General features: G+C 63.1%; 16 protein-coding genes. 9 read left to right on the forward strand and 7 right to left on the reverse strand.

Features of this window, described 5'->3' with window-relative positions:
* Nucleotides 1–3: 3 nt before the first annotated feature.
* The 3 genes from P3T21_RS17350 to P3T21_RS17360 all read right to left on the reverse strand — a co-directional run bounded on the left by P3T21_RS17350 (nucleotide 4) and on the right by P3T21_RS17360 (nucleotide 3,935).
* Nucleotides 4–1,296, reverse strand: a complete 1,293-nt coding sequence (locus P3T21_RS17350; RefSeq protein ID WP_429257157.1) for a phage tail sheath family protein — start codon at nucleotides 1,294–1,296, stop codon at nucleotides 4–6.
* 12 nt (nucleotides 1,297–1,308) lie between these two features.
* On the reverse strand, nucleotides 1,309–3,273 hold the full coding sequence (locus P3T21_RS17355; RefSeq protein WP_429257158.1) for a phage tail sheath C-terminal domain-containing protein: 1,965 nt from the start codon (nucleotides 3,271–3,273) through the stop codon (nucleotides 1,309–1,311).
* A gap of 62 nt (nucleotides 3,274–3,335) precedes the next feature.
* The gene (locus tag P3T21_RS17360; protein ID WP_429257159.1) at nucleotides 3,336–3,935 is read right to left on the reverse strand and encodes a DUF4255 domain-containing protein; all 600 of its coding nucleotides are present in this window, start codon (nucleotides 3,933–3,935) and stop codon (nucleotides 3,336–3,338) included.
* Nucleotides 3,936–4,683: 748 nt separating this feature from the next.
* On the opposite strand from P3T21_RS17360, the gene P3T21_RS17365 reads away from it, so the two are divergent.
* From P3T21_RS17365 to P3T21_RS17405, 9 genes are all read left to right on the forward strand, one after another.
* The gene (locus tag P3T21_RS17365) at nucleotides 4,684–6,294 is read left to right on the forward strand and encodes an FHA domain-containing protein (protein ID WP_429257160.1); all 1,611 of its coding nucleotides are present in this window, start codon (nucleotides 4,684–4,686) and stop codon (nucleotides 6,292–6,294) included.
* Between the two features lie 99 nt (nucleotides 6,295–6,393).
* Nucleotides 6,394–7,623 (forward strand): protein phosphatase 2C domain-containing protein, encoded by a 1,230-nt coding sequence (locus P3T21_RS17370; protein ID WP_429257161.1) that lies wholly within the window; start codon nucleotides 6,394–6,396, stop codon nucleotides 7,621–7,623.
* 217 nt (nucleotides 7,624–7,840) lie between these two features.
* Nucleotides 7,841–8,488, forward strand: coding sequence for an FHA domain-containing protein (locus tag P3T21_RS17375; RefSeq protein ID WP_429257162.1), 648 nt, complete (start codon nucleotides 7,841–7,843; stop codon nucleotides 8,486–8,488).
* 6 nt (nucleotides 8,489–8,494) lie between these two features.
* A complete protein-coding gene (locus tag P3T21_RS17380; protein WP_429257163.1) occupies nucleotides 8,495–9,439 on the forward strand; it encodes a serine/threonine-protein kinase in 945 nt (314 codons plus the stop codon).
* A 51-nt stretch (nucleotides 9,440–9,490) separates the two neighbouring features.
* Nucleotides 9,491–10,108 carry a hypothetical protein gene (locus P3T21_RS17385; RefSeq protein WP_429257164.1) on the forward strand — a complete coding sequence of 206 codons (618 nt, stop codon included), beginning with the start codon at nucleotides 9,491–9,493 and terminating at the stop codon, nucleotides 10,106–10,108.
* A 34-nt stretch (nucleotides 10,109–10,142) separates the two neighbouring features.
* Complete coding sequence (locus P3T21_RS17390; protein WP_429257165.1) at nucleotides 10,143–10,595, forward strand: hypothetical protein; 453 nt, start codon at nucleotides 10,143–10,145, stop codon at nucleotides 10,593–10,595.
* Nucleotides 10,596–10,620: 25 nt separating this feature from the next.
* Complete coding sequence (locus P3T21_RS17395; RefSeq protein WP_429257166.1) at nucleotides 10,621–11,751, forward strand: S41 family peptidase; 1,131 nt, start codon at nucleotides 10,621–10,623, stop codon at nucleotides 11,749–11,751.
* Nucleotides 11,752–11,754: 3 nt separating this feature from the next.
* On the forward strand, nucleotides 11,755–13,089 hold the full coding sequence (locus P3T21_RS17400) for a serine/threonine-protein kinase (RefSeq protein ID WP_429257167.1): 1,335 nt from the start codon (nucleotides 11,755–11,757) through the stop codon (nucleotides 13,087–13,089).
* A gap of 35 nt (nucleotides 13,090–13,124) precedes the next feature.
* Entirely contained in the window at nucleotides 13,125–13,514 is a 390-nt protein-coding gene (locus tag P3T21_RS17405) for a DUF4280 domain-containing protein (protein WP_429257168.1), read from the forward strand.
* Between the two features lie 14 nt (nucleotides 13,515–13,528).
* Here P3T21_RS17405 and P3T21_RS17410 read toward each other — a convergent pair whose 3' ends face one another.
* The 4 genes from P3T21_RS17410 to P3T21_RS17425 form a co-directional block, all read right to left on the reverse strand.
* On the reverse strand, nucleotides 13,529–14,137 hold the full coding sequence (locus tag P3T21_RS17410) for a hypothetical protein (RefSeq protein ID WP_429257169.1): 609 nt from the start codon (nucleotides 14,135–14,137) through the stop codon (nucleotides 13,529–13,531).
* A 7-nt stretch (nucleotides 14,138–14,144) separates the two neighbouring features.
* The gene (locus P3T21_RS17415) at nucleotides 14,145–14,861 is read right to left on the reverse strand and encodes a PASTA domain-containing protein (RefSeq protein WP_429257170.1); all 717 of its coding nucleotides are present in this window, start codon (nucleotides 14,859–14,861) and stop codon (nucleotides 14,145–14,147) included.
* A gap of 553 nt (nucleotides 14,862–15,414) precedes the next feature.
* Nucleotides 15,415–16,299 carry a DUF4157 domain-containing protein gene (locus tag P3T21_RS17420; RefSeq protein WP_429257171.1) on the reverse strand — a complete coding sequence of 295 codons (885 nt, stop codon included), beginning with the start codon at nucleotides 16,297–16,299 and terminating at the stop codon, nucleotides 15,415–15,417.
* 180 nt (nucleotides 16,300–16,479) lie between these two features.
* Nucleotides 16,480–18,516: a hypothetical protein gene (locus P3T21_RS17425; protein WP_429257172.1), complete on the reverse strand. Its 2,037-nt coding sequence runs from the start codon at nucleotides 18,514–18,516 to the stop codon at nucleotides 16,480–16,482.
* Nucleotides 18,517–18,548: the final 32 nt, after the last annotated feature.

Genomic DNA, 18,548 nt, shown 5'->3' on the forward strand with positions numbered 1-18,548 from the left:
CGTTTACCAGGCTGTCGGTACGGTGAAGTTCACGCCGCTCGCACTCTGCGTGACTCTGACAATGACGAATTCGCTCGGCGCCGCGGGCGCCACGCCGACTTCCGCCACAACCACACCACTGTCACGGCTGAATTGAGCGTTGGTTTCGGCGTCGCACTTCACGAAGTAGGCTTCGGCCGCGCTGCTCCCTTTAAGCGCGCCCCGGCGAAACAGATCGCTGCAGTATCGTTCGAGGCGCTCTTCGATCGATGCCCATAGCGACGCGCCGTTCGGTTCGAATACCAGATCGCGCATGTCATATTCGAGCCAGCGTTTCAAGGCCAGCATGACCCGCGTCACGTTGACATACATCCACGCCGGGCGGTCGCTCAGGGTCCGCGCGCCCCATACGCGGATGCCCCAGCCGCGCATTTCGCGCAGGCAATTGACACCGGCTTCGTTGAGGGCCGCCTCGTCGCGGTTGGCGACCGCGAAGCCAAGATCGAGCACGCCTTCCAGCAGTTCGTTCGCCGGCGGCTTGTGCACGCCCACCCGGCGGTCGCTGCGCGCATACACGCCCGCGACATGTCCGCACGGCGGCACGAGCACGAAGTCGAGTGGCGCGCCCTTCGTCGGCCGATGCGCGCTCACGCGTATCCACGGAAAGTAGATCGCGCCGTATTCGGGCGGCAGTGCCTGCCACTGATTGATGGCGCCCAGCACCGCCGCATCGGCGCGCTGGTCTGCTGCGTCGTTCAGGCCGCCTTCAAGCGCATCGAGAATCGCGAAGCGGTCGCCCTTGCGTGCGCAATAGTCGACGATGCGAGCCTGAAGATCGAACACGCGCGCGGGCGATCCGGCGATCACAGGCGTCATGATGTCCGGCGCGCAAACAAGATCGATGTCGTCGAATTCCTCGAGGATGCCGCCAGCTTCGAACGGTGTGCCGATCGCGTTGGCGAGCGCGTCGGCATACGGCGTGTCCGCTGCGTAGCCAGCCGGCTCTTCGGGATCGAAAGGCAGTGGCATGACGTAGCACAGCCGGCCGCCGTTTTCGAAGAAGCCGCGCACCGAGCAGGCGAGGAGGCTGCTCACGCCTTCTCCGCGAAAGGCTTGATCGAATTGTTGCCAGCGTGTGAAGCGGTGTAGCGGCGGCGCGTCGACGTGGACACTGCCCGCGCCTGTCAAGCCCGCGAAAAGCGGCACGCCGCTCTGAACCGTCGACTGCGCGGTGCCCTCGCCTGCATACCAGTCGAAATAGAGACCGGGCGTCCGGCGGGCGCCCGGTTTGCTGGTCGGCGACGTGCGCGCACGCATCGCTTGCTCCGCTCAGGTCCGGATGGGACCTGTGGCCTGGGTAATACGGAAGACCACGAACTCGGCGGGCCGCACGATCGCGACACCGATTTCCGTAATCACGAGGCCCTGATCGCGCACTTCGGGCGGATTGAGCTCGGCGTCGCATTTCACGTAGAACGCCTCTTGCGGCGTGGCGCCGAACAACGCGCCGCTGCGCCACACGTTGGTCAGGAACGCCGACACGTTCAGACGGATCTTGGCCCACAACGCTTCGTCATTGGGTTCGAAGACGATCCATTGTGTCCCTTCCTCAATCGACTTCTGCAAAAACAGGAACAGACGCCGCACACTGATGTATTTCCATTCGCTGTTGCGGTCACCGCCGATCGTGCGCGCGCCCCACACGGTCACCGCGCCGTTCATGATCCGGATCGCGTTGACGCCCTGCGGATTGAGCATCTCCTGGATCGGCTTGCTGACGTAGTACTTGACCTCGATCGCACCGCGCACCACGCAGTTCGCCGGCGCCTTGTGCACGCCGCGCTCGGTGTCGGTGCGCGCATAGATGCCCGCGACATGGCCGCTCGGCGCCACATAGGTCCGGCCGCGATATTTCGGATCGACCTTGCGTGTCAGATCGCTATCCTGCAGTTGTTTGGCCGGGTCAATCACTTCCACGTGCGGGAAATAGAACGCGGCGTTCTTGCATGGGCGCGGCAACGCCTGGTTGTCGCTGCTGCTCGCGTAGTTCAACTGGTTCACGTCGAGGTCGTTGCTGTCCTCGTCATGCACAACCAGCGGACTGTCGAGAATCGCGAAACAGTTTTCGCGGTTTTCGACATGGGCCATCAGAAACTCCCAGTTGCCAGCGTCCCTCGGCACACCCGGAGCGGCGATGATCGCAAGCTCATCGATCGATGCGAATTTCGCCAGCGCGTCCTCCAGTTGACTTTCGTTCTCGATACGCGCGACGAACGCCTTCGTGCCACCATTCTGAAAGAAGCCGTTGACCGCGTGCGTCAGCGCATGATGGCCCGGATGCATCGGACTGAATGTCCAGGTCTCCGGCGGGTCATCCGGAAAATCTGCCTCCGGCTTGTACGCCGAAAAGGTGCCGAAGCGCTGCGTGTACTCGGTAAAGTTCGTGCATAGCTTCGTCTCGAAGCATGCAGGCTTCACCGTGAATTCCTGCAGCATGAACGGCTGCAGGACAGAGCGCGACCCGGACACGTCGACGCCCTCTGCGTCCTCGAAGGTGTCGTCCTCTTTTTCCAGCGAACGGGGCGGGCGCGCGGGTTTGGGAACGGGTTTGGATGCCTGCGTCGAATCCGTGGTGGATGGGGCTTCGGCTTCGCCCGGGGTCGTATCCGTTGGCGGCGTTGGCGGTGCAAGTTCCCCTTTGAGCGCAATCAGTCTGTCGTTAAGATTCTTTTGCTCTGTCTGCTTGTCACGAACGAGGCCTTTGAGTCGCTTTACCCCGTCTGCATCAGCCAGATTCTTGCTCATGGCTGGCTCGAGTTTTGCCTTGGCTGCCTCCAGCGCATCTGTCAGCTCGTCCCGGTTGGCGTCGGTTGCACCGGCGAGCGCGTCGGTGGCAGCCTTGGCGTCTCTGGACGCCGAGTCGAAAATGTCCTTCGACGCTTTGGCGTCCGTCGTGGCCTTCGCCAGCTGGTCGTTCAGATCTTTGAGATCCTTTTCGATGCCCTTGAGCGTAGCGTCAAGCAGCGCAAGATCCCTGCTTTTAGCCTCCGCAGCGGCGATCGCCTGGCGCGGATCTTCCGGGCCGCCAGAAGGCGCATCGGCGAGATCCGAGAGCCGCGCCGCCGCGCGCGCGGCAACCGGGTTGTAGTCAGGATTCGGAACCGGAATATAGATCGTCGAAGGCACGATGCCGATAAACCCGACGACATTGGTTCCCACACCCGCGATAGGCTGCTGAGCGGAAGGAACCTCTTCCACATATACGCCAGGGGCAAGATAGGTAGCGCTTGACATAGACACGTCCCCTTACAGTCATATCTGCCAAAACGGTTAATCGATCCGACGTTTTCACTCCGTCATGCAGGTCTGCCCAGTACAGCGTCGAAATGGAAGATTCTTTCTGTCGCGAGCCGCACCTCTTCGGGCATGGCTACATCGACGGAAAGCGTGACGGTGTAGTTGATCGCGGCCTTGGGCTTGCCGCCCATTGCCTGCCAGAATTCGCCGAGACTCTGCAGCCGGCCTGGCTGCAATGCGCTGACGGGCAACGGCAGGTCGCCGGCGGCGAGACTGCCGCGCAGCAATTCATGCGGAAGCGTCCGGTACCTCAGCAACGCGCGCATCACTTCGCCTAGCAGACGATGTTCGTCCTCGGCGGGGTTCGCAAGCCCTTCGCGCGGCCACGCAGTGATCAGATACGACGCGTCGACGCGAACTGGCATGCGTTGCCGATGCACAGAACCGTCCTCATCCCTGCCGAGGAAGACGTCGTTGCTGCGTAGATCGAGATTCTCGCGGACGTCATAGAGGAACAGATCGATCGCGGGCGTCGTGACGGATTGCGGAGGAAAGCGATCGTCCGGTGCTTCGAAGCTGACCTGAACCTGTTCGCTAAGACCCGGCGCCAACTCCCGCCTAAGCAGAGCCGCTAGCGTCTTGTCGAGGTCTTCAATCATAAGGCCCTCGTATTGCGTGGCGCGACACGCCACTGACTTTTCTTGCACGCGGACCGTGCTGGCCGACCACGGCCAATGCGATTGACGACTGGAACGGTTTGGCTCAGCGCGAAAGGAAATTCTGCTGCACGCCGTTAAAGCTTTAAGGCTGGCTTCGAGACGATTTATGGATAGAGCATGCCGTTGTGAATGTCAAGGTGACTCTCCGCGGCGCGATAAGGGCTTTATCGCGTCTCTCGCTCCGTGGTTTCGATTGCTTTAGCGTTGGCTTGCACTTCCTGCGACGACGAATCGAATCGCGAATCTCGCGCCCGGTTCACATACCTGACCCAATGTCACGCAACCGTCGGCATGCACAACGAAAGCGTCGAGATCCCGCACAGTGCCGCGCACCACTCAACACACAGCGCTACGCAGCACCATTGGGTTCCTCCGGCACATTGATTTACTAACGCGTGCAATGTGCGCCGCGATTGTTTCAATTATCTGCACGTCCGCGCCCGGACCTTAACGTGCACCACGTGAAACAAAACGATGCGGCACTTCATGCGAAATCCAGTCCAGAAACACGCTTGACAAACACATGAGGTACGCCTAAACCTAACTTAGCAATCCATATCGTATTTCTGCGTTTTTTGTGAAAACAATGATGTAGCAAACACTCAATAAATATATCTGGCACCGGTGCAACGTACGATGCCAGGTCGCCGCGCGTTATGCGTTGAGTGGAGACCATAAAGGGTTGGCCATGTCCGTCGAACCCCGTCCACATGCCATGCGCAATGCGGCATGGTGGCTGCACCATCTTCGTGCGGTAGTGACCGGGGTGTTGCTTGTCGCGAGCGGCGCTGTGCTGGCCGTCGACCCGCAAGTCGTTTCCATTGAACAGGTCAAGCCTGGCTCGGTCGTTGCGACGATTCGCACCGCCGATCCGAAACCGTCCACGACCGCTTTCCATCTGCTGTTTCCGGGAGCCGCACCCGACCAGCAGGATATCGTCGCCACGGACATCACGCCTGTCACCAACGCATCCGCCGACACGGCAACGACCGTGATCGTCTGTGTCGACCACAGCGGATCGATGCAGCGTGCGTTGCCGGCGATCAAGAGCGCGCTACAGGATGCGTTTGCCGTTCAGAGGCCCGATCTCAACGCATCGCTGCTGTCCTTCGGATCGACGATTTCCGACAGGCTGCAGCCGCTTTCCGCTGCTCCCGAGGCCGTCTCGCGCGCGATCAGCGGAATCCGGGCCGACGTCGGCGCCGACGGAAAGACGCTGCTCTACAGCGCGGTCCTCGAGGCCGTGAAGCGCCTGAAAGACAATCCCGCAACGAAGTCCAGCATCGTGCTCGTCATTTCCGACGGTAAGGATGAAGGCAGTTGGGTATCGCTCGACAGCCTCATCAACGCCGCGAAAGTACCAGGGTTGCACATCGATTCGATCGGCTACGGCAAGCTCGCGCCGCAATGGTCGGTGTCGCTCAAAAATATGTCCGCTGCGACGGGTGGCACGTACGTACTTGCACATTCGGACCCGGAGCTATCCGAATTGATCAAAGCCGATCTCGGCACCGCCCCGCTCCCCGCGTTCAAGGTTCAGTTCGACTATCCCGCATCGAGCGCGACCGTAGCACCCGGCACTGCCATATTGCGCTACGCGGCGCAGGGCGCGAGCGCAGCAAGCGTGCCCGTCAATGTGCCGATCGCCGCACCGGAGGCAAAGCACGAGGGGCCGGCGTCCCGTGTGACGCCGACGCCGCAGGAGACATGGCTCGACAAGTTAAAAAACTGGAGCGCCTCCTCGTCTCCTGTATTGAGAATCACCTTTGGCAGTCTGACCGCTGCGTTGCTCGCGCTCCTTGCCGCGCTTGCGTGGATGCTCCTGATCTTCAGGCGGCGCACCGTCGTCAAGGTCGAGACGGTCAGCGCGCCGCTGCCCGAGAACATACCCCGAGCACGCGCGCCGACGCAGATCGGAGCGAGCTTTCCGCCGCCGCAGCGAGGCAAGCCCTCGGCGTGGCTGATCGGCCGCTCCGGCGACTGGCGTGGCAAACGGTTTCCGATCGAGCACGCGATGATCCATGTCGGTTCCGATGAGCAAAGCGAGCTGCCGTTGACGGGCGACGACTTCGTATCGCGGCGCCACGGGATCATCCGCTATGAATCAGGAACACTCTATCTCATCGATCTTGCGTCGACCAATGGCACCTTTCTGAACGGCGCGCGCGTGTCGCAAACACCACGGACGCTGTCGCCCGGCGACGAATTGCGTTTTGGGCGCACCGCCTTCGAGTTGCGCGGCACCGACGAAGGCGCACCGATCAGCCATCGCAGCGGCGACCGGAACCGCGTGCCCTGAGGTTGCGTATATGTGCGCTGAACGCAGCGGCGGCCAACCATGACGGCGTCACCCCGGATTAGCCGATGGTCGGTTGGGCAGCGTTCCGAGACAGGTTATGTGCGAACCGAAAATCAGGATCGCATGAGCTGGGTGCGCGCGCCTGCCGCGGACGTGTTCGTCGTCCTCGACGGTATGGGTGGACATGCGGGCGGTGGGATCGCCGCCGAGCTGGCAGTCGAGGTGTTGCAGCGGCATTTCGCGAATCTGACTTCGCTTGCGTCGGCGCAAGAGGCATTGCGCAACGCGTTCAGCGAAGCCAACGCGGAGGTTTATGCGCGCAGCCAGTCGGCCGACCCGACGACGCATGGGATGGGCACCACCGCGGTGGCGATGCTCGCCCGCGACGCGCGCATCATGCTCGCGCACGTCGGCGACAGCCGGGCTTATCTGTTTGGCCGCGACGGCAGGTTGCGCGGATTGACGAGGGATCATAGCCGTGTTCAGCGAATGATTGATGCGGGGCTGTTGACGCACACGCAGGCGGCGCACCACCCCGATGCAGGGATTCTGGAGCGCGCCCTCGGGCACACGGCGCAGGTCGATGTAGAAGTGAGTGGATGGATGCGCGTGCGTGCTGGCGAAACGTGCCTGTTGTGCTCCGACGGCCTGTGCGGCTATGTCGGCGACGCGGATATCGCGGCGGTCATGCAAGGCGGGCGCACACCGCAGGAGCTTGCCGACGAACTCGTCAGGCTCGCGCTGCAACGTGGAGGCGAAGACAACGTGACAGTTCAGGTGTTGCGCTATGAAGGCCGTCCCGGCTTGCTGCCGCGCAGCTGGTCTGGCGCAGTCGCACGTGCGGCAGGCGCGGTGTTCGCGCCCGCCATGCTGGTCGGCGCGCTCGCCCTGTACTGGCTGCCGGCGCCGACCCAGCTCGCACCGGAACACGCGTTCGACACCCGCATCGCGAAACTGGAAGACGTCATGCAACGCGACCGCGATCTGGCTAACGAGCGTTACGCTCGCATGAAGACCGAACTGGATGAGATAAACGCCCGGCTTGACCCGTTGGACCGCCGGGTCGCCCCGGCGAAAGCCGGCAGCACGCCGGCATCGTCGCACGCGCAAAAGCGGCCGCCGGAAAAGAGCAGGAAGATGGCTGCCGGGCAACGGCAGCAGGAACCACAGGAACGACCGCCGGGACCCTCTCAGGAATCCCGTCAGCCGCCACGCACGGTCACCGGTGATGCGCCTGGTGGACCCGGCGCCGACAGACAGGGCCGTCCGGAAACGGTGCCGGTGCAGCCAGGCACCGACGGCGGTGAAAGTCAGGGAGTTGACCGATGACTGCAATCCGAATGAGACATCGTGCCGGAATCGATGATTCGATCGAGCGCACGCGCCTGCCACAAGCGTTCGGTGCGTGCTCGACACAGCGCGCGAAAGGCGGAATGTCATGAGCGAGAAATCGATCTGGTCCTCTGTCGCCAAACTATGGGGCCGCAGACAAAACCAGAGCACAGGAAGCAGCCGCGCGGAATTCACCTGCCCGAAAGGACATCCGATGGATCCAGGCTGGACGAGCTGTCCACGCTGCGAGGCGGAAAGCCGCGCGCAGGAACGCAGCGCGGCGGATGCGGGGTCGCAGTCCTTCAGCGAGAACGTCGAGAGGAGTCCCACCATGTCGCACAACACCATGATCTCGTCAGACGACCCATCACCGCACGGTCAACCCACACGGATCGACACGGGCCCGGAGAGCACGCCGCGCCCGCCGCGCGAGGGCTTGCCGCGCCGCAAGATCACGGGCGTGCTGGTCACCTTCACATGGGACCAACAGGGCGATCTGTTCGTGCTTTACGAAGGCCGCAATGTAATCGGCAAAGGGTATGTCGAGAGCGAAGGTGGCCGGCCATGCGACGTGCTGCTGCACGCGGACAACACGATGTCCAACGAACATGCGGTGCTGCTCTGCCGCCAGGGACGCTACGAGCTGTTCGACCGGCTCAGCACGAACGGCACCTTCGTCGACGGCGAGTTCGTCGAGAGCCGCGGCGTGGAGTTGAAGGACGGCGCGAGGATCAAGACCGGCGCAACGGTCTGGCTGCTGAGGAAGATCGAATCCGATTCGAGCGGCGCGGCGGCGGGCCCACGGCATCGCGATGAACCCTTCGACCGGCCCGGCGTGCGCGACCCGTCGAGCATTCGCTAGGCATGTATGAGCCTGCGGCCCGGACAGCGCGTCGGCCCGTATGTCGTCGAGCGTCAGTTGGGCGCAGGCGGTATGGCCACCGTCTGGCGCGCATGGGACGAGCGGCACCGGCAGTACGCGGCGATCAAGGTGATGGTCGAGATGATCGCCGACGACGCGCAGTTGACCGCGCGCTTCATTGACGAGGTCAGGCGGCACGCGCAAATGCACCATCCGCATATCGTTGCGGTGCGCGACGTATTCAGCATCGGAGGGAGTCCCTGCATGGTAATGGACCTCGTGCCCGGCGGATCGCTTGCGATGGCGCTCGATGCGAGTCCCGGCCATCGGCTCCCTTTCAGCGTCGCGCTGCCATTGATCAAGGACGTGCTGGACGCGCTCGATTACGCGCATCGCAAGGGCATCGTGCATCGCGACGTCAAGCCGTCGAACATCCTGCTCGACGAAGCGCATCAGCACGCATGGCTTTCCGATTTCGGCATCGCGCTCGCCGCGGGCGAGAAGCGGCGCACGCGCGCGGGCGTCTCTGTCGGTACCAACGCGTATATGAGCCCCGAGCAGATCCGTGCGGAAGCTATCGATTTCCGCTCCGATGTCTACAGCGTCGGCTGCGTGCTGTACGAAACGCTGACCGGCCGCCCGCCGTTCGAGGCGACAAGCGGCGGCGGCGAGACGGTGCGGGCTGCTGTGCTGGCGGCTCATCTGCGTGACGAGCCGGTCGCGCCGCGACGTCGCGAGCGTTCGGTTCCAGCGCATGTGAGCGCGCTGATCATGCGCGCGCTGGCGAAGGATCCGGCGCGGCGCATCGCCGGCTGCGCGGAATTTGCGCGACTGCTGGAAGCCTCCGCGAGGCGTCCGGACTGGCAGCTCAGACGGGTGCTGTCCACCGTGTCGATCGTGGTGGCCGTTGTGGCCGCCTTCGTTCTGATCGCGCTGCTGACCGCCGGATGAGTCACCGCGGCACGCCGCAGCGTGCCGATGACGTTTGCAGGAGGACTTGCGATGACCGGAAAATTCGCGGCAATGATACTGATGTTGCTGACCGCGGCATGTGCCACCCAGCAGCAGACCGCCTCGCTGGAATGCGGCGTCGCGGGTGCCGGCCTCGGCTTTCTCGCCTGCAAGCTCGCAGGCGGCAGCGATGCCACCTGCGCCGCGGTGGGAGGCGTGGCCGCCGCAGGGGGCGGCGTGCTCTGCTACAGCCTGTCCTCGAACCTCGAAAAGCATCGCAAGGAACTTGCGGGCCACGAGAACAACCTCGACGCGCGAATCGCCTATGTGAAGGCCGTGAACGAAGATTCCACCCGCTATAACACCGGCATGAAGAAAGACCTCGTGGCGATCACGCAGCACACGGATACCGTGGTCCAGCAGATCGGGCAGAAAACGATCGACCAGCAGACGCTTGCGAAGGAGCGCTCGAAGCTCGACACGGATCTGAAGAACGCGAACGACTCGATCGCCGCGCAGGAGAAGTCCATCAACCTCATGCGCAAACTGCAGGCGGACAACAATCTGCAGGACCCGCGCCTCGCGCAGGAACTGCGTGATCAACAGATGCTGCTCGAGCAGACAAGGCAACAGACCGCCGCGCTGGCGAGCCAGCGGCAACGTATCTGACGGCGGCCGACCACTTCACCGAAAAGGTGCCGGGATGAAGCGCCACACTATGACGACCGTGCTGCTGACCCTCGCCACAGGCTGTGGCTCGGGCTGCACGGTGATCAGCCAGTACCAGGACGTGCAGGCGACGCAGACACGCGTGAACCAGAAGGAGGTCGAGCTCTCAAATGAAGAGGCGCTGCAGGCAGACTTGCACAACCAGATGCAGCAGCTGAGCGCCGACCTCGCGAACCGCAAGATGTCGAGCGATGAACTCGACCGCCGGCTCGCCGCCCTGCAGAAAAGAAACGATCAGCTGGCGGCAACCAATGCGCAGGAAAAGCAGAAGACGGCGGCGGCGCGGGCGCAGATCGCGCAATACCGCGCGCAACTGGACGCGCTTCAGCGCGACAAAAGCCTGAACGACGTACAGGCGAAGCAGCAAGCCGACGCGTTGCGCGAGCAGATCAGAAAAAAACTCGCGATTCTCGCGATCTCGGAATGAGCGTATTCCTGGCTCCTGCCGCCCCATGAACAAGGCCATGTTGCTCGCCATGCTGGTCACGCCGCTCGTCAGTTCGTCGGTTACGGTTCAGGCGCCGCCGCCCTGTCCGCCCGATTGTGCGACGCGCGCCGGCGCGAATGGCGACGCCGCGTTGCAGCTCTATGCGCAGGCACTCGCGCGCATCAGCGAGCAGGCGGTATTCGGCGCGGATGCCCCGGCGGTCATCGTCGGGCAGACACTCGCCGCCTATCTTGCGACGAAGGATCCCTACTCCGGCTTTCTGACACCCAGCGAATACGCGGCCTTCACGGCGCTGCAGAACAACACCTATGCGGGCATCGGCGCGGAACTGGAACGGCGCCGCGATGGCGAAACCCTGTGCTATCCGTTTCCGGGCAGCCCCGCTGAACGGGCAGGCATCAAGGCAGGCGACCGGTTGCTTTCGATCGGCGGCCAGCCCGTCAAAGGCAAGCCGCTCGCGGTTATCGCCGCGTGGACGGGCGGGCTGCCCGGCACGCAGGTGATGCTCGAAGTCGCCGGCGAAAATGCGTCCGCACGCAGGATCGGCGTGACGCGCGAACTCGTCAACCCGCCGGCGCTGTCCGAATACATGTCGGGTGGCGCGCGCATCATCCGTCTTTCAGGCTTCACGAGCACGACGCCAGGCGGTGTCGAAGCGATCCTCGCGCACTGGCCACGTGAGTTGCCCGTGATCATCGACCTGCGCGGCTGCGGCGGTGGCGATTTCTATGCGGCCGTCGACACGGTGATGCTGTTTCTGAACAAGGGGCAACCGATTGTGACTGTCACCGGGCGCGACGGCGCGCAACCCTACACCAGCACGCGCGACGGAGTGCGGCTCGCAACGTCGGTGTTCCTCTGGCAGGACGAGCACACGGCGAGTGCCGCCGAACTGTTTATCGGCGCGCTGACTGACAACGCACGGGCGACGTCGATCGGCCGCACAAGCGCCGGCAAAGGCAGCCGGCAGGACATCCTGCCGTTGAGCAATGGCGCCGCGCTGATCCTGACAACCGGTTATCTTTCCACACCGCATGGCGTCCGCATCGACGGACACGGCCTCGCGCCGCAGCGGCCGGTCGTGGCCGGCGCCGGCACCGCAGTCTACTTGCAGGCCACCGGCGCAAAGGGGTGATCAATGCGAGAAGACGATCTGATCGGCCAGACGCTGCGCAACGTCTATGTGATCAAGGCACGGCTGGGAGAAGGCGGCATGGGCCGCGTGTACCTCGCGACGAACGCGGAGCTTGAGGAAAAGCGCTATGCGGTCAAGGTCCTGAAACGCGAGTTCACCCACAACCCGGATTTCGCGCAGCACTTCTACGATGAAGCGCGTCATCAGGCGCAGATCGCCCACCCGAACGTCGTGCCGATGGTCGACTACTTCCACGTCAACGACGACTATTTTCTGGTGCAGGAGTATGTGGATGGACAGTCGCTCGGCGAACTGATTGCGAGCCTCGGCGGTAAAGGCTTGCCGGAAAAGCGGGCGCTCGCCATCGCGAAAGGCATGCTGGCTGGACTGGATCGCGCGCACCGGCTGGCGATCGTCCATCGCGACGTAAAGCCGTCCAACGTGCTCGTCGACCACGACGGCCTCGCGCGGATCATCGACTTCGGCATCGCGACCCAGGTGGGCAGCAAGGTGCGGCAGAAGGAACGCCTGATCGGCACGCCGGCCTACATGAGCCCCGAGCAGTTGCGCGACAGTTCCACGGTCGATCATCGATCGGATGTCTACTCCGCAGGCGTCGTGCTGTTCGAGGCGCTAACGGGCAGGCTGCCGTTCGCCGGCGATACCTTCGACGCCGTTGCGGCGCAACAGATCGCCCATCCCGCGCCGGATCCGCGCGACGTCAATCCGAAGATCCGCAAGCGGGTTGCGGAAATGGTTCGCCGCGCGATGCGCAACGATCCCGACGAGCGTTTTCAGGGATGCGCGCAGTTTCTCAAGGCGATCGAAAAGCTGGATAACGACGCATGGAAATACATGCTCGTGTCCGCATGCGTGCTGGCTGCGCTGAGTATCTACCTGGTCAAGGCAATGTATGTCGACAGACAGGCGATACGCAATGTGATGATCAGCGCAACGCACTCGTACAACTCGTTTTGCCGTGAAAACAACAATCGCAAGAACAATTCCAGGTACATGGGGATTGCGATCGCAGAGAACTTTGCCGATGAAATCGACCTGTTCAGGAAACGTATAGCCGACAATGACAGGAACATGGTGAGCTTCGCGTACGACTATGGGTCCGCGCTTCGTCGCCTCGGGGATTTCAATCAGTTCGCGGTACACAAGGTGTTCGGCGAACCGGCTCCCGGTCCGCAAAGCCGGCTTGTGCTGACGCAGACGGATGCCGACTACGGACAGTTCCGCGAGACCGGACAGACGCCTTCGCCCGCGGACATGAGGCATCAATGCGAAGCGCTCCTGTGGACTCCGGCAGCGAACCAGCAGTCGCCCGGATAGAGATCACGCCATCAACACGGAGGCATGCATCTGCCATGGCACAACAAGTTTCGATGGGAGCACTGCTTCAGTGCACGTTTGGCGTCGCTCCCGCCAGCCTGACGGTGTTGCCGGTCAACCGCGTGACGGCGGAAGGGCCGCCTGCCGCAACGATCCAGGACCACGTGCCGCTCGTCAACATCGGCTCGTTCGGCATGTGCATGTCGATCGCGAATCCGGCGGTGGCGAGCGCAACAAGCGCAGCGCTCGGCGTGCTGACGCCGATGCCTTGTATCCCGGCCACAGTGAGCCCGTGGACGCCAGGCGCCACGACGGTGCTGATCGGCGGCATCCCGGCGCTCGACAATCTGTCTCAGTGCATGTGCATGTGGGCCGGCATGATCACTATCGCCAACCCCGCGACTGTGCGCACCGACGTGCCTTGAGCGCGCTGCGCAAGTCAGTGGTGGCGCCAGGGGTCGCGTGCATCGGGCGCGTGGCGCGGGCCGATCGACATGCCCTCGCCTGCGAAGCGAATATGGCCGGGAAAGCGGGCCGAACCCAGTTCATAGCGATGCAGCGCGTGCCCGTACGCCGACAACGTCGCCTCGCCGTGGCAATCGCCGAGCGTGATCTCACGAATCCGCGCGTTGCGTATGCAAAGCAATGCGCCGCGGAGCTTCAGCGCGAGCTTCACTTCGAACACGACATCGAAGCTGCACACACCTTCGACGGTGATCTCCAGCTTGGGGTGATGCACGGACTCGATCGCATGCTCGACGAGCGGGACCGAGCGCGTCGTGTCGGGTGGCGTACGTCGCGGGTCGGCCGCCGCGCGGATCTCGGCGAGGTCGCACCATGAGCGCACCAGAATCGCGCCGAGACTCACATCGAAGCCGGTCGCGACCTGGTCTTCAATCGCCTGCGCGAGTTCTTTCCATTGAAGCGCCGGCAGTCCGGCGACGTTGGCTGGCGCATGGCGCTTGACGGCCTCGATCAGGGCCGCAGCGCCCTTGCCGGGCGAGTCGTTCCATAAAAGCGTGCCAAGCGTGACAGTCGCGTTGGACATGGCCTGTTCACCTGTGAGCCGGTTTGACCGAACTGACCATATGCGCGTCCCATGGATCGGAAGCGAGCCTCACGTCGACTGCCGGCAAGCGCATGCGCCGGTTCGACACGCGCGCCGTTTGCGAGCCGAAGTCCCCTTGCAGGCGGACGCGGTAGACGGGCGGCGCTTTGAGCCGCAGTTTGTGCTTTCTGCCGTAGACGAGCGCACCGGCAAGCGCGAACAATGAGAGTCCGCCAATGGCTAGAGGGGGAACGCTGGAGCTGACTTCGTGCTTTGGAGGCGGGGAAACGCTGGGGCTGACTTCGTGCTCTGGAGGCGTGGGACCTATGATCGGCTGCGAGGCAGGCAGCACGACAGGAAACACAGACGGAGTCACGATCGGATCCGGGACATGAACGACGGATGGAGGCTTCCAGGGGACTGCCGGAGCGTGCACTGGAGGAGGCTTGAGCGTCACCGACACAACCGTGCCGGGAGGCACATGCTCGCCTGGCATGATGCTCTGGGTCGCGACCCGTTTTCCGTTTCGCGTTGCCTCGCTGGTCTCGATCGCAATTTGCAGGCCGTTTTGCGTGAGCGCCCTGCGCGCCGCAGGGACCGTGATGCCCGACAGCTTCGGCACGATGCCCCACTTTGCCGGCGCATCTTCGACGGACGAAGCCGCCAACGCCGGCGGTACCACCGGCTGTACCACCGGCGCCGGCACCGGCGGTGCCACCGGCACTTGTTCACTCGTGGTTGGCTCGTCAGGCTGAGGCGCGCTACTGGCGGATGGCGCGCTCGCTTCGTGTGAATGGGTCACGGCATAGGTCAAAAGGCCTGCCGCAAGCGCCGACAAACCGATGATGGCCGCCGTGGTGCCGGCGCTGCTCGATCCGGACGAGCCGCCGTGGCTGGCGGAAGGCGGATTGGATTGTGTCTGCGTCGTCGGCGCGGTGGGTTGAGGAGGCGTAGCGGTGCGTTGAGGAGGCGTAGCAGTGGACTGCGTTGACGTTCCCGATTGCGTTCCCGCAGATCCGCCGGAGCTCGACGCCGGATTCGGGGGGCACTGGCGGTACGCACCGCCGCACGAGCTCGCCGACTGTGCGAACCCATTTGTTACGCACATCACGCACGACAGAACACAACAAACGAGACGTCGCATGGCGACACCCCCTTCTGTTTACCTGAAGGCAGCGCAGGTTACCTAGAAGAACGATCAGCACCACGCGGTTTTGAATCGCTATTGGGGCGCGGTGGCCGATCTCATACTGGACGTGAACGGATGCACGTTCTGCTCAAGCGACTATCCGACGCCCCGAAGGCGACGCCACGGCCGTGTCGGCCTTCGTGTGCAGCCGCTTCTTTTCTTCATCGTCTTCGTGCGCCGCCTCGGGCTGGCGCAGCAGCGTATCTCCGGTTGCCTTTCCGGCCAGGCGCCCCTCTTCCGGATCGCGCCGGATCGCTTCACGATGGGTCGTCTGCGCATGCTCCTGCGCGATCACCGCGCGCGCCATCTGGTCGGCCTCGATCTCCTGAGCATCGCCAGGCTCGCTCACCGTCATCTTGCGCTGCAGGCCGTCTCCGTTCTGCTGCACGACATGTGTCAGTTCGTGTGCGAGCAGTTCACGGCCCGATGAGGTCCCGGGACTGTATTCGCCATGCCGGAAAAACACGTCGCGGCCAGTGGTGAACGCGCGCGCACTGAGCGAACGGCTCAGGCCGTCGGCATGCGCGTCGGTGTGCAGACGCACCCCCGAAAAATCGGCGCCGAAGGCCGTCTCCATCCGCGTGCGCGTGCCGTGATCCATCGCTCGACCGCTACTGCGCGCCGCGTCGATCGAATGTTCAATACCGTCCATGTCGTTCCCGGCTTCGCCCCCGCCTGCAACGCGGTGAAGAACCTGACCGACATAGCGATTGCCATAGCGCATCTGCAGGCGTAACAGCGAACGCTGCATCGACAGATCGACGCTGCGCTTCGAGCGATTCAACACCCTCGCATGAGCCGAAGCACACGATGCGTCGCCGATGCGGCAGGCTACGTTGTCCACACGGTCACGCGAAACCAGGGCGCCATCCTCCAGCCGGTCGAGAGGATGAACGCCCGACTTCCATGCGTCGCTGCGCCGTTCAATCAACATCGTGGAGAGCGGCCTGTCGAATCCGTCTCTATCGCTCATTTGAGAGGCTCCTGTCACGTCTGGCCCGTGCCCCGACGGTATAGCCAGCCGATTGCGCTTTTGTTCTGGCGTTGCAGATTGATTCGCTGGTGCGGGGCGAGGTGGACCTGCTTGCGGTCCGAGATTGACTAAAGGATATGCAATGTTCGAGGTTTTCGCGAGCCGGGAGTGACGGCCCCTTCACGGGCTGGTCGTTGCAACCGCCCCGCCTGCCTCGTCAGTTCTCTTCGTGACGTTCCGCCCGCCCTTCCCGGCAGCGCTGCCGACGTCTCCGGAACCCGCATCGGCGTGAGAGGATGCAGTTGAAGACGCCGTTGCAAACAACGCCAGCGGACCCAGCGCAGCCCGCATGACCGCTTTCATTTCCCTGATCCGCTCGTCGCCGGTCCATACAATCTTTGTCAGGAAATCGACGGTCGTCTGCCCGGAAATCGACTTCATCGCAAAGTAATCGACCAGTGGATACGAAACACCCACGCTCCGGTTCAAGCCTTCCAGTTCCACCTGGATCTGCTCCAGGCCTTTGTTGAATGCATTCACTACGTCGTCTGCAAGCGAGTGCGCGGTGTTTCCGATCTGATTCGCGAGGCCGCCTTGGGTCTCGTCATCGGCGCCTCCTTTCGTCGACCCGAGCGCTGGATCGAGAACGCGTTTCTTTTGCTGGTCTTTTGTTTCCCTCAACTGTGCGTTCCTGAAGAAGCTCGCCACACTCGATCCAAGCCCGGTAATCCCAAGCGCCCCAGCAGCTGCTTTCAACGCTTCCGGGGGGCCCGTGAACGCCACGACGACAAATCCTATCGACACCACCGCGGCGATCACGCCGATGGGCCATAGCAGGAAGGTGGCCTGTTTGAAGACAACCTCGATCGCATCACCTGCTTCACGTGCAAGGTTTGCCAGGGAACCGCGAGCCTGTTTCAGGCTTTGCGTGAAGTCATTTGCGATTCCGCTCTGCACGTCGTTCCAGACGCTTTCCATCAGACTCTGCGCCACGCTTTCCGTACTGAATGCCCGCAACGATTGCTGCCCGGTCAGCAATGTCTGCCAGATGTTGACCTGCTTCGTCAGCGCGATTCGCAGCGGACGGGACCACCCCGCAGAGTCCTGATACCGGTCGCGTTGCTCCGGATAGGTGGCCGAAAGCTGGTTCTCGACGGCCCGACGCCAGAACTCGATGCTCTGCTTGACCGCGCAAATCGACTCACTGGGCAGGTCAGGATCGCGGCCAACCGGCGCGGACGACCCGGCTGCCGGAGGCGTTCCGGAATGCGCATCGTGATAGGCGGCGTCGAGCGCCGCGCTTAATGCCACGACGTCGTGCTGCAGCCGGATAATGAACTCAGGTCTGAAAGCCGAAGCCCATGCGGTTCGGACCGCATTCTCCTTTGCGTCGTCGCGCTGCGGAGCTTGAGGTGGCGCGGCGGGTGTCGCCGGCACTGTGCCCGTTGCCTGCCTTGCACATAGCGCCCGCTGGTCTTCCCTCTCCTGCTCGAGGGTGCCGATGGTGACGTTCCACGAGAGCGAGGCCATCGAGCGGCCAGCCTCATACGCGACCAGCTCCAGTCCGTTGTTTGGAATCATTCCACCCACGTAGTACTGCTCGCGCAGATAGCCGTCCCAGGCGTTGAGAAACTTGCCGAGAAGCGTGGTGAGCTGGCTTTTCGCGTAAGACTGATCGGGTTTGTCCGCGGCGGTGGACGCACCCTCGCCGGGAGGTTGTTCAGGCGCCTGAACGGCCGGTGACGACGTTCCCTGAACGGCTTCGTCCTTGACGCGTCGCGCCAGTTCCCCTTGAAGCTGGCTGATTCGCCCCGGGTTAAGGCTCTCTTCCGGACTGACATAGAGCAACGACAGGCAATTGATCGCTCGACGAGTGACATCGTAGAGCTTGAAATCCGGCAGCATGTCCTGCTCGGTATTGGTCCCCGGAAGGATTCCGAATTTGGTGTAGTCGTCGCTCCCGTCAGCCGGGTAAAGATACTTCGGAATATCTTTTTCTGGCTCGTAGACCGTCTGCGCCGTCGTGCTGGTTTGAAAGACGCGTTGCTGAAGCGAGCTGATCTTGTAAAGGGAAACCCGCCAGAGACTGGCGACGCGCATTCCACGTTGCTCGACCTCGCCGAGTTCGACGCATACACGGCCCTGCAACTCGACAAGACTCCAGCCAAGGGTGAACGCATCTCGAACTGCCTGCTGCACTAAAGCACCGTCTGGCATCGTGCGCCTCCTCGTGCGAATCTCGTCGGTGC

The organism is Paraburkholderia sp. GAS334, assembly GCF_050436625.1.
Classification (GTDB): domain Bacteria; phylum Pseudomonadota; class Gammaproteobacteria; order Burkholderiales; family Burkholderiaceae; genus Paraburkholderia.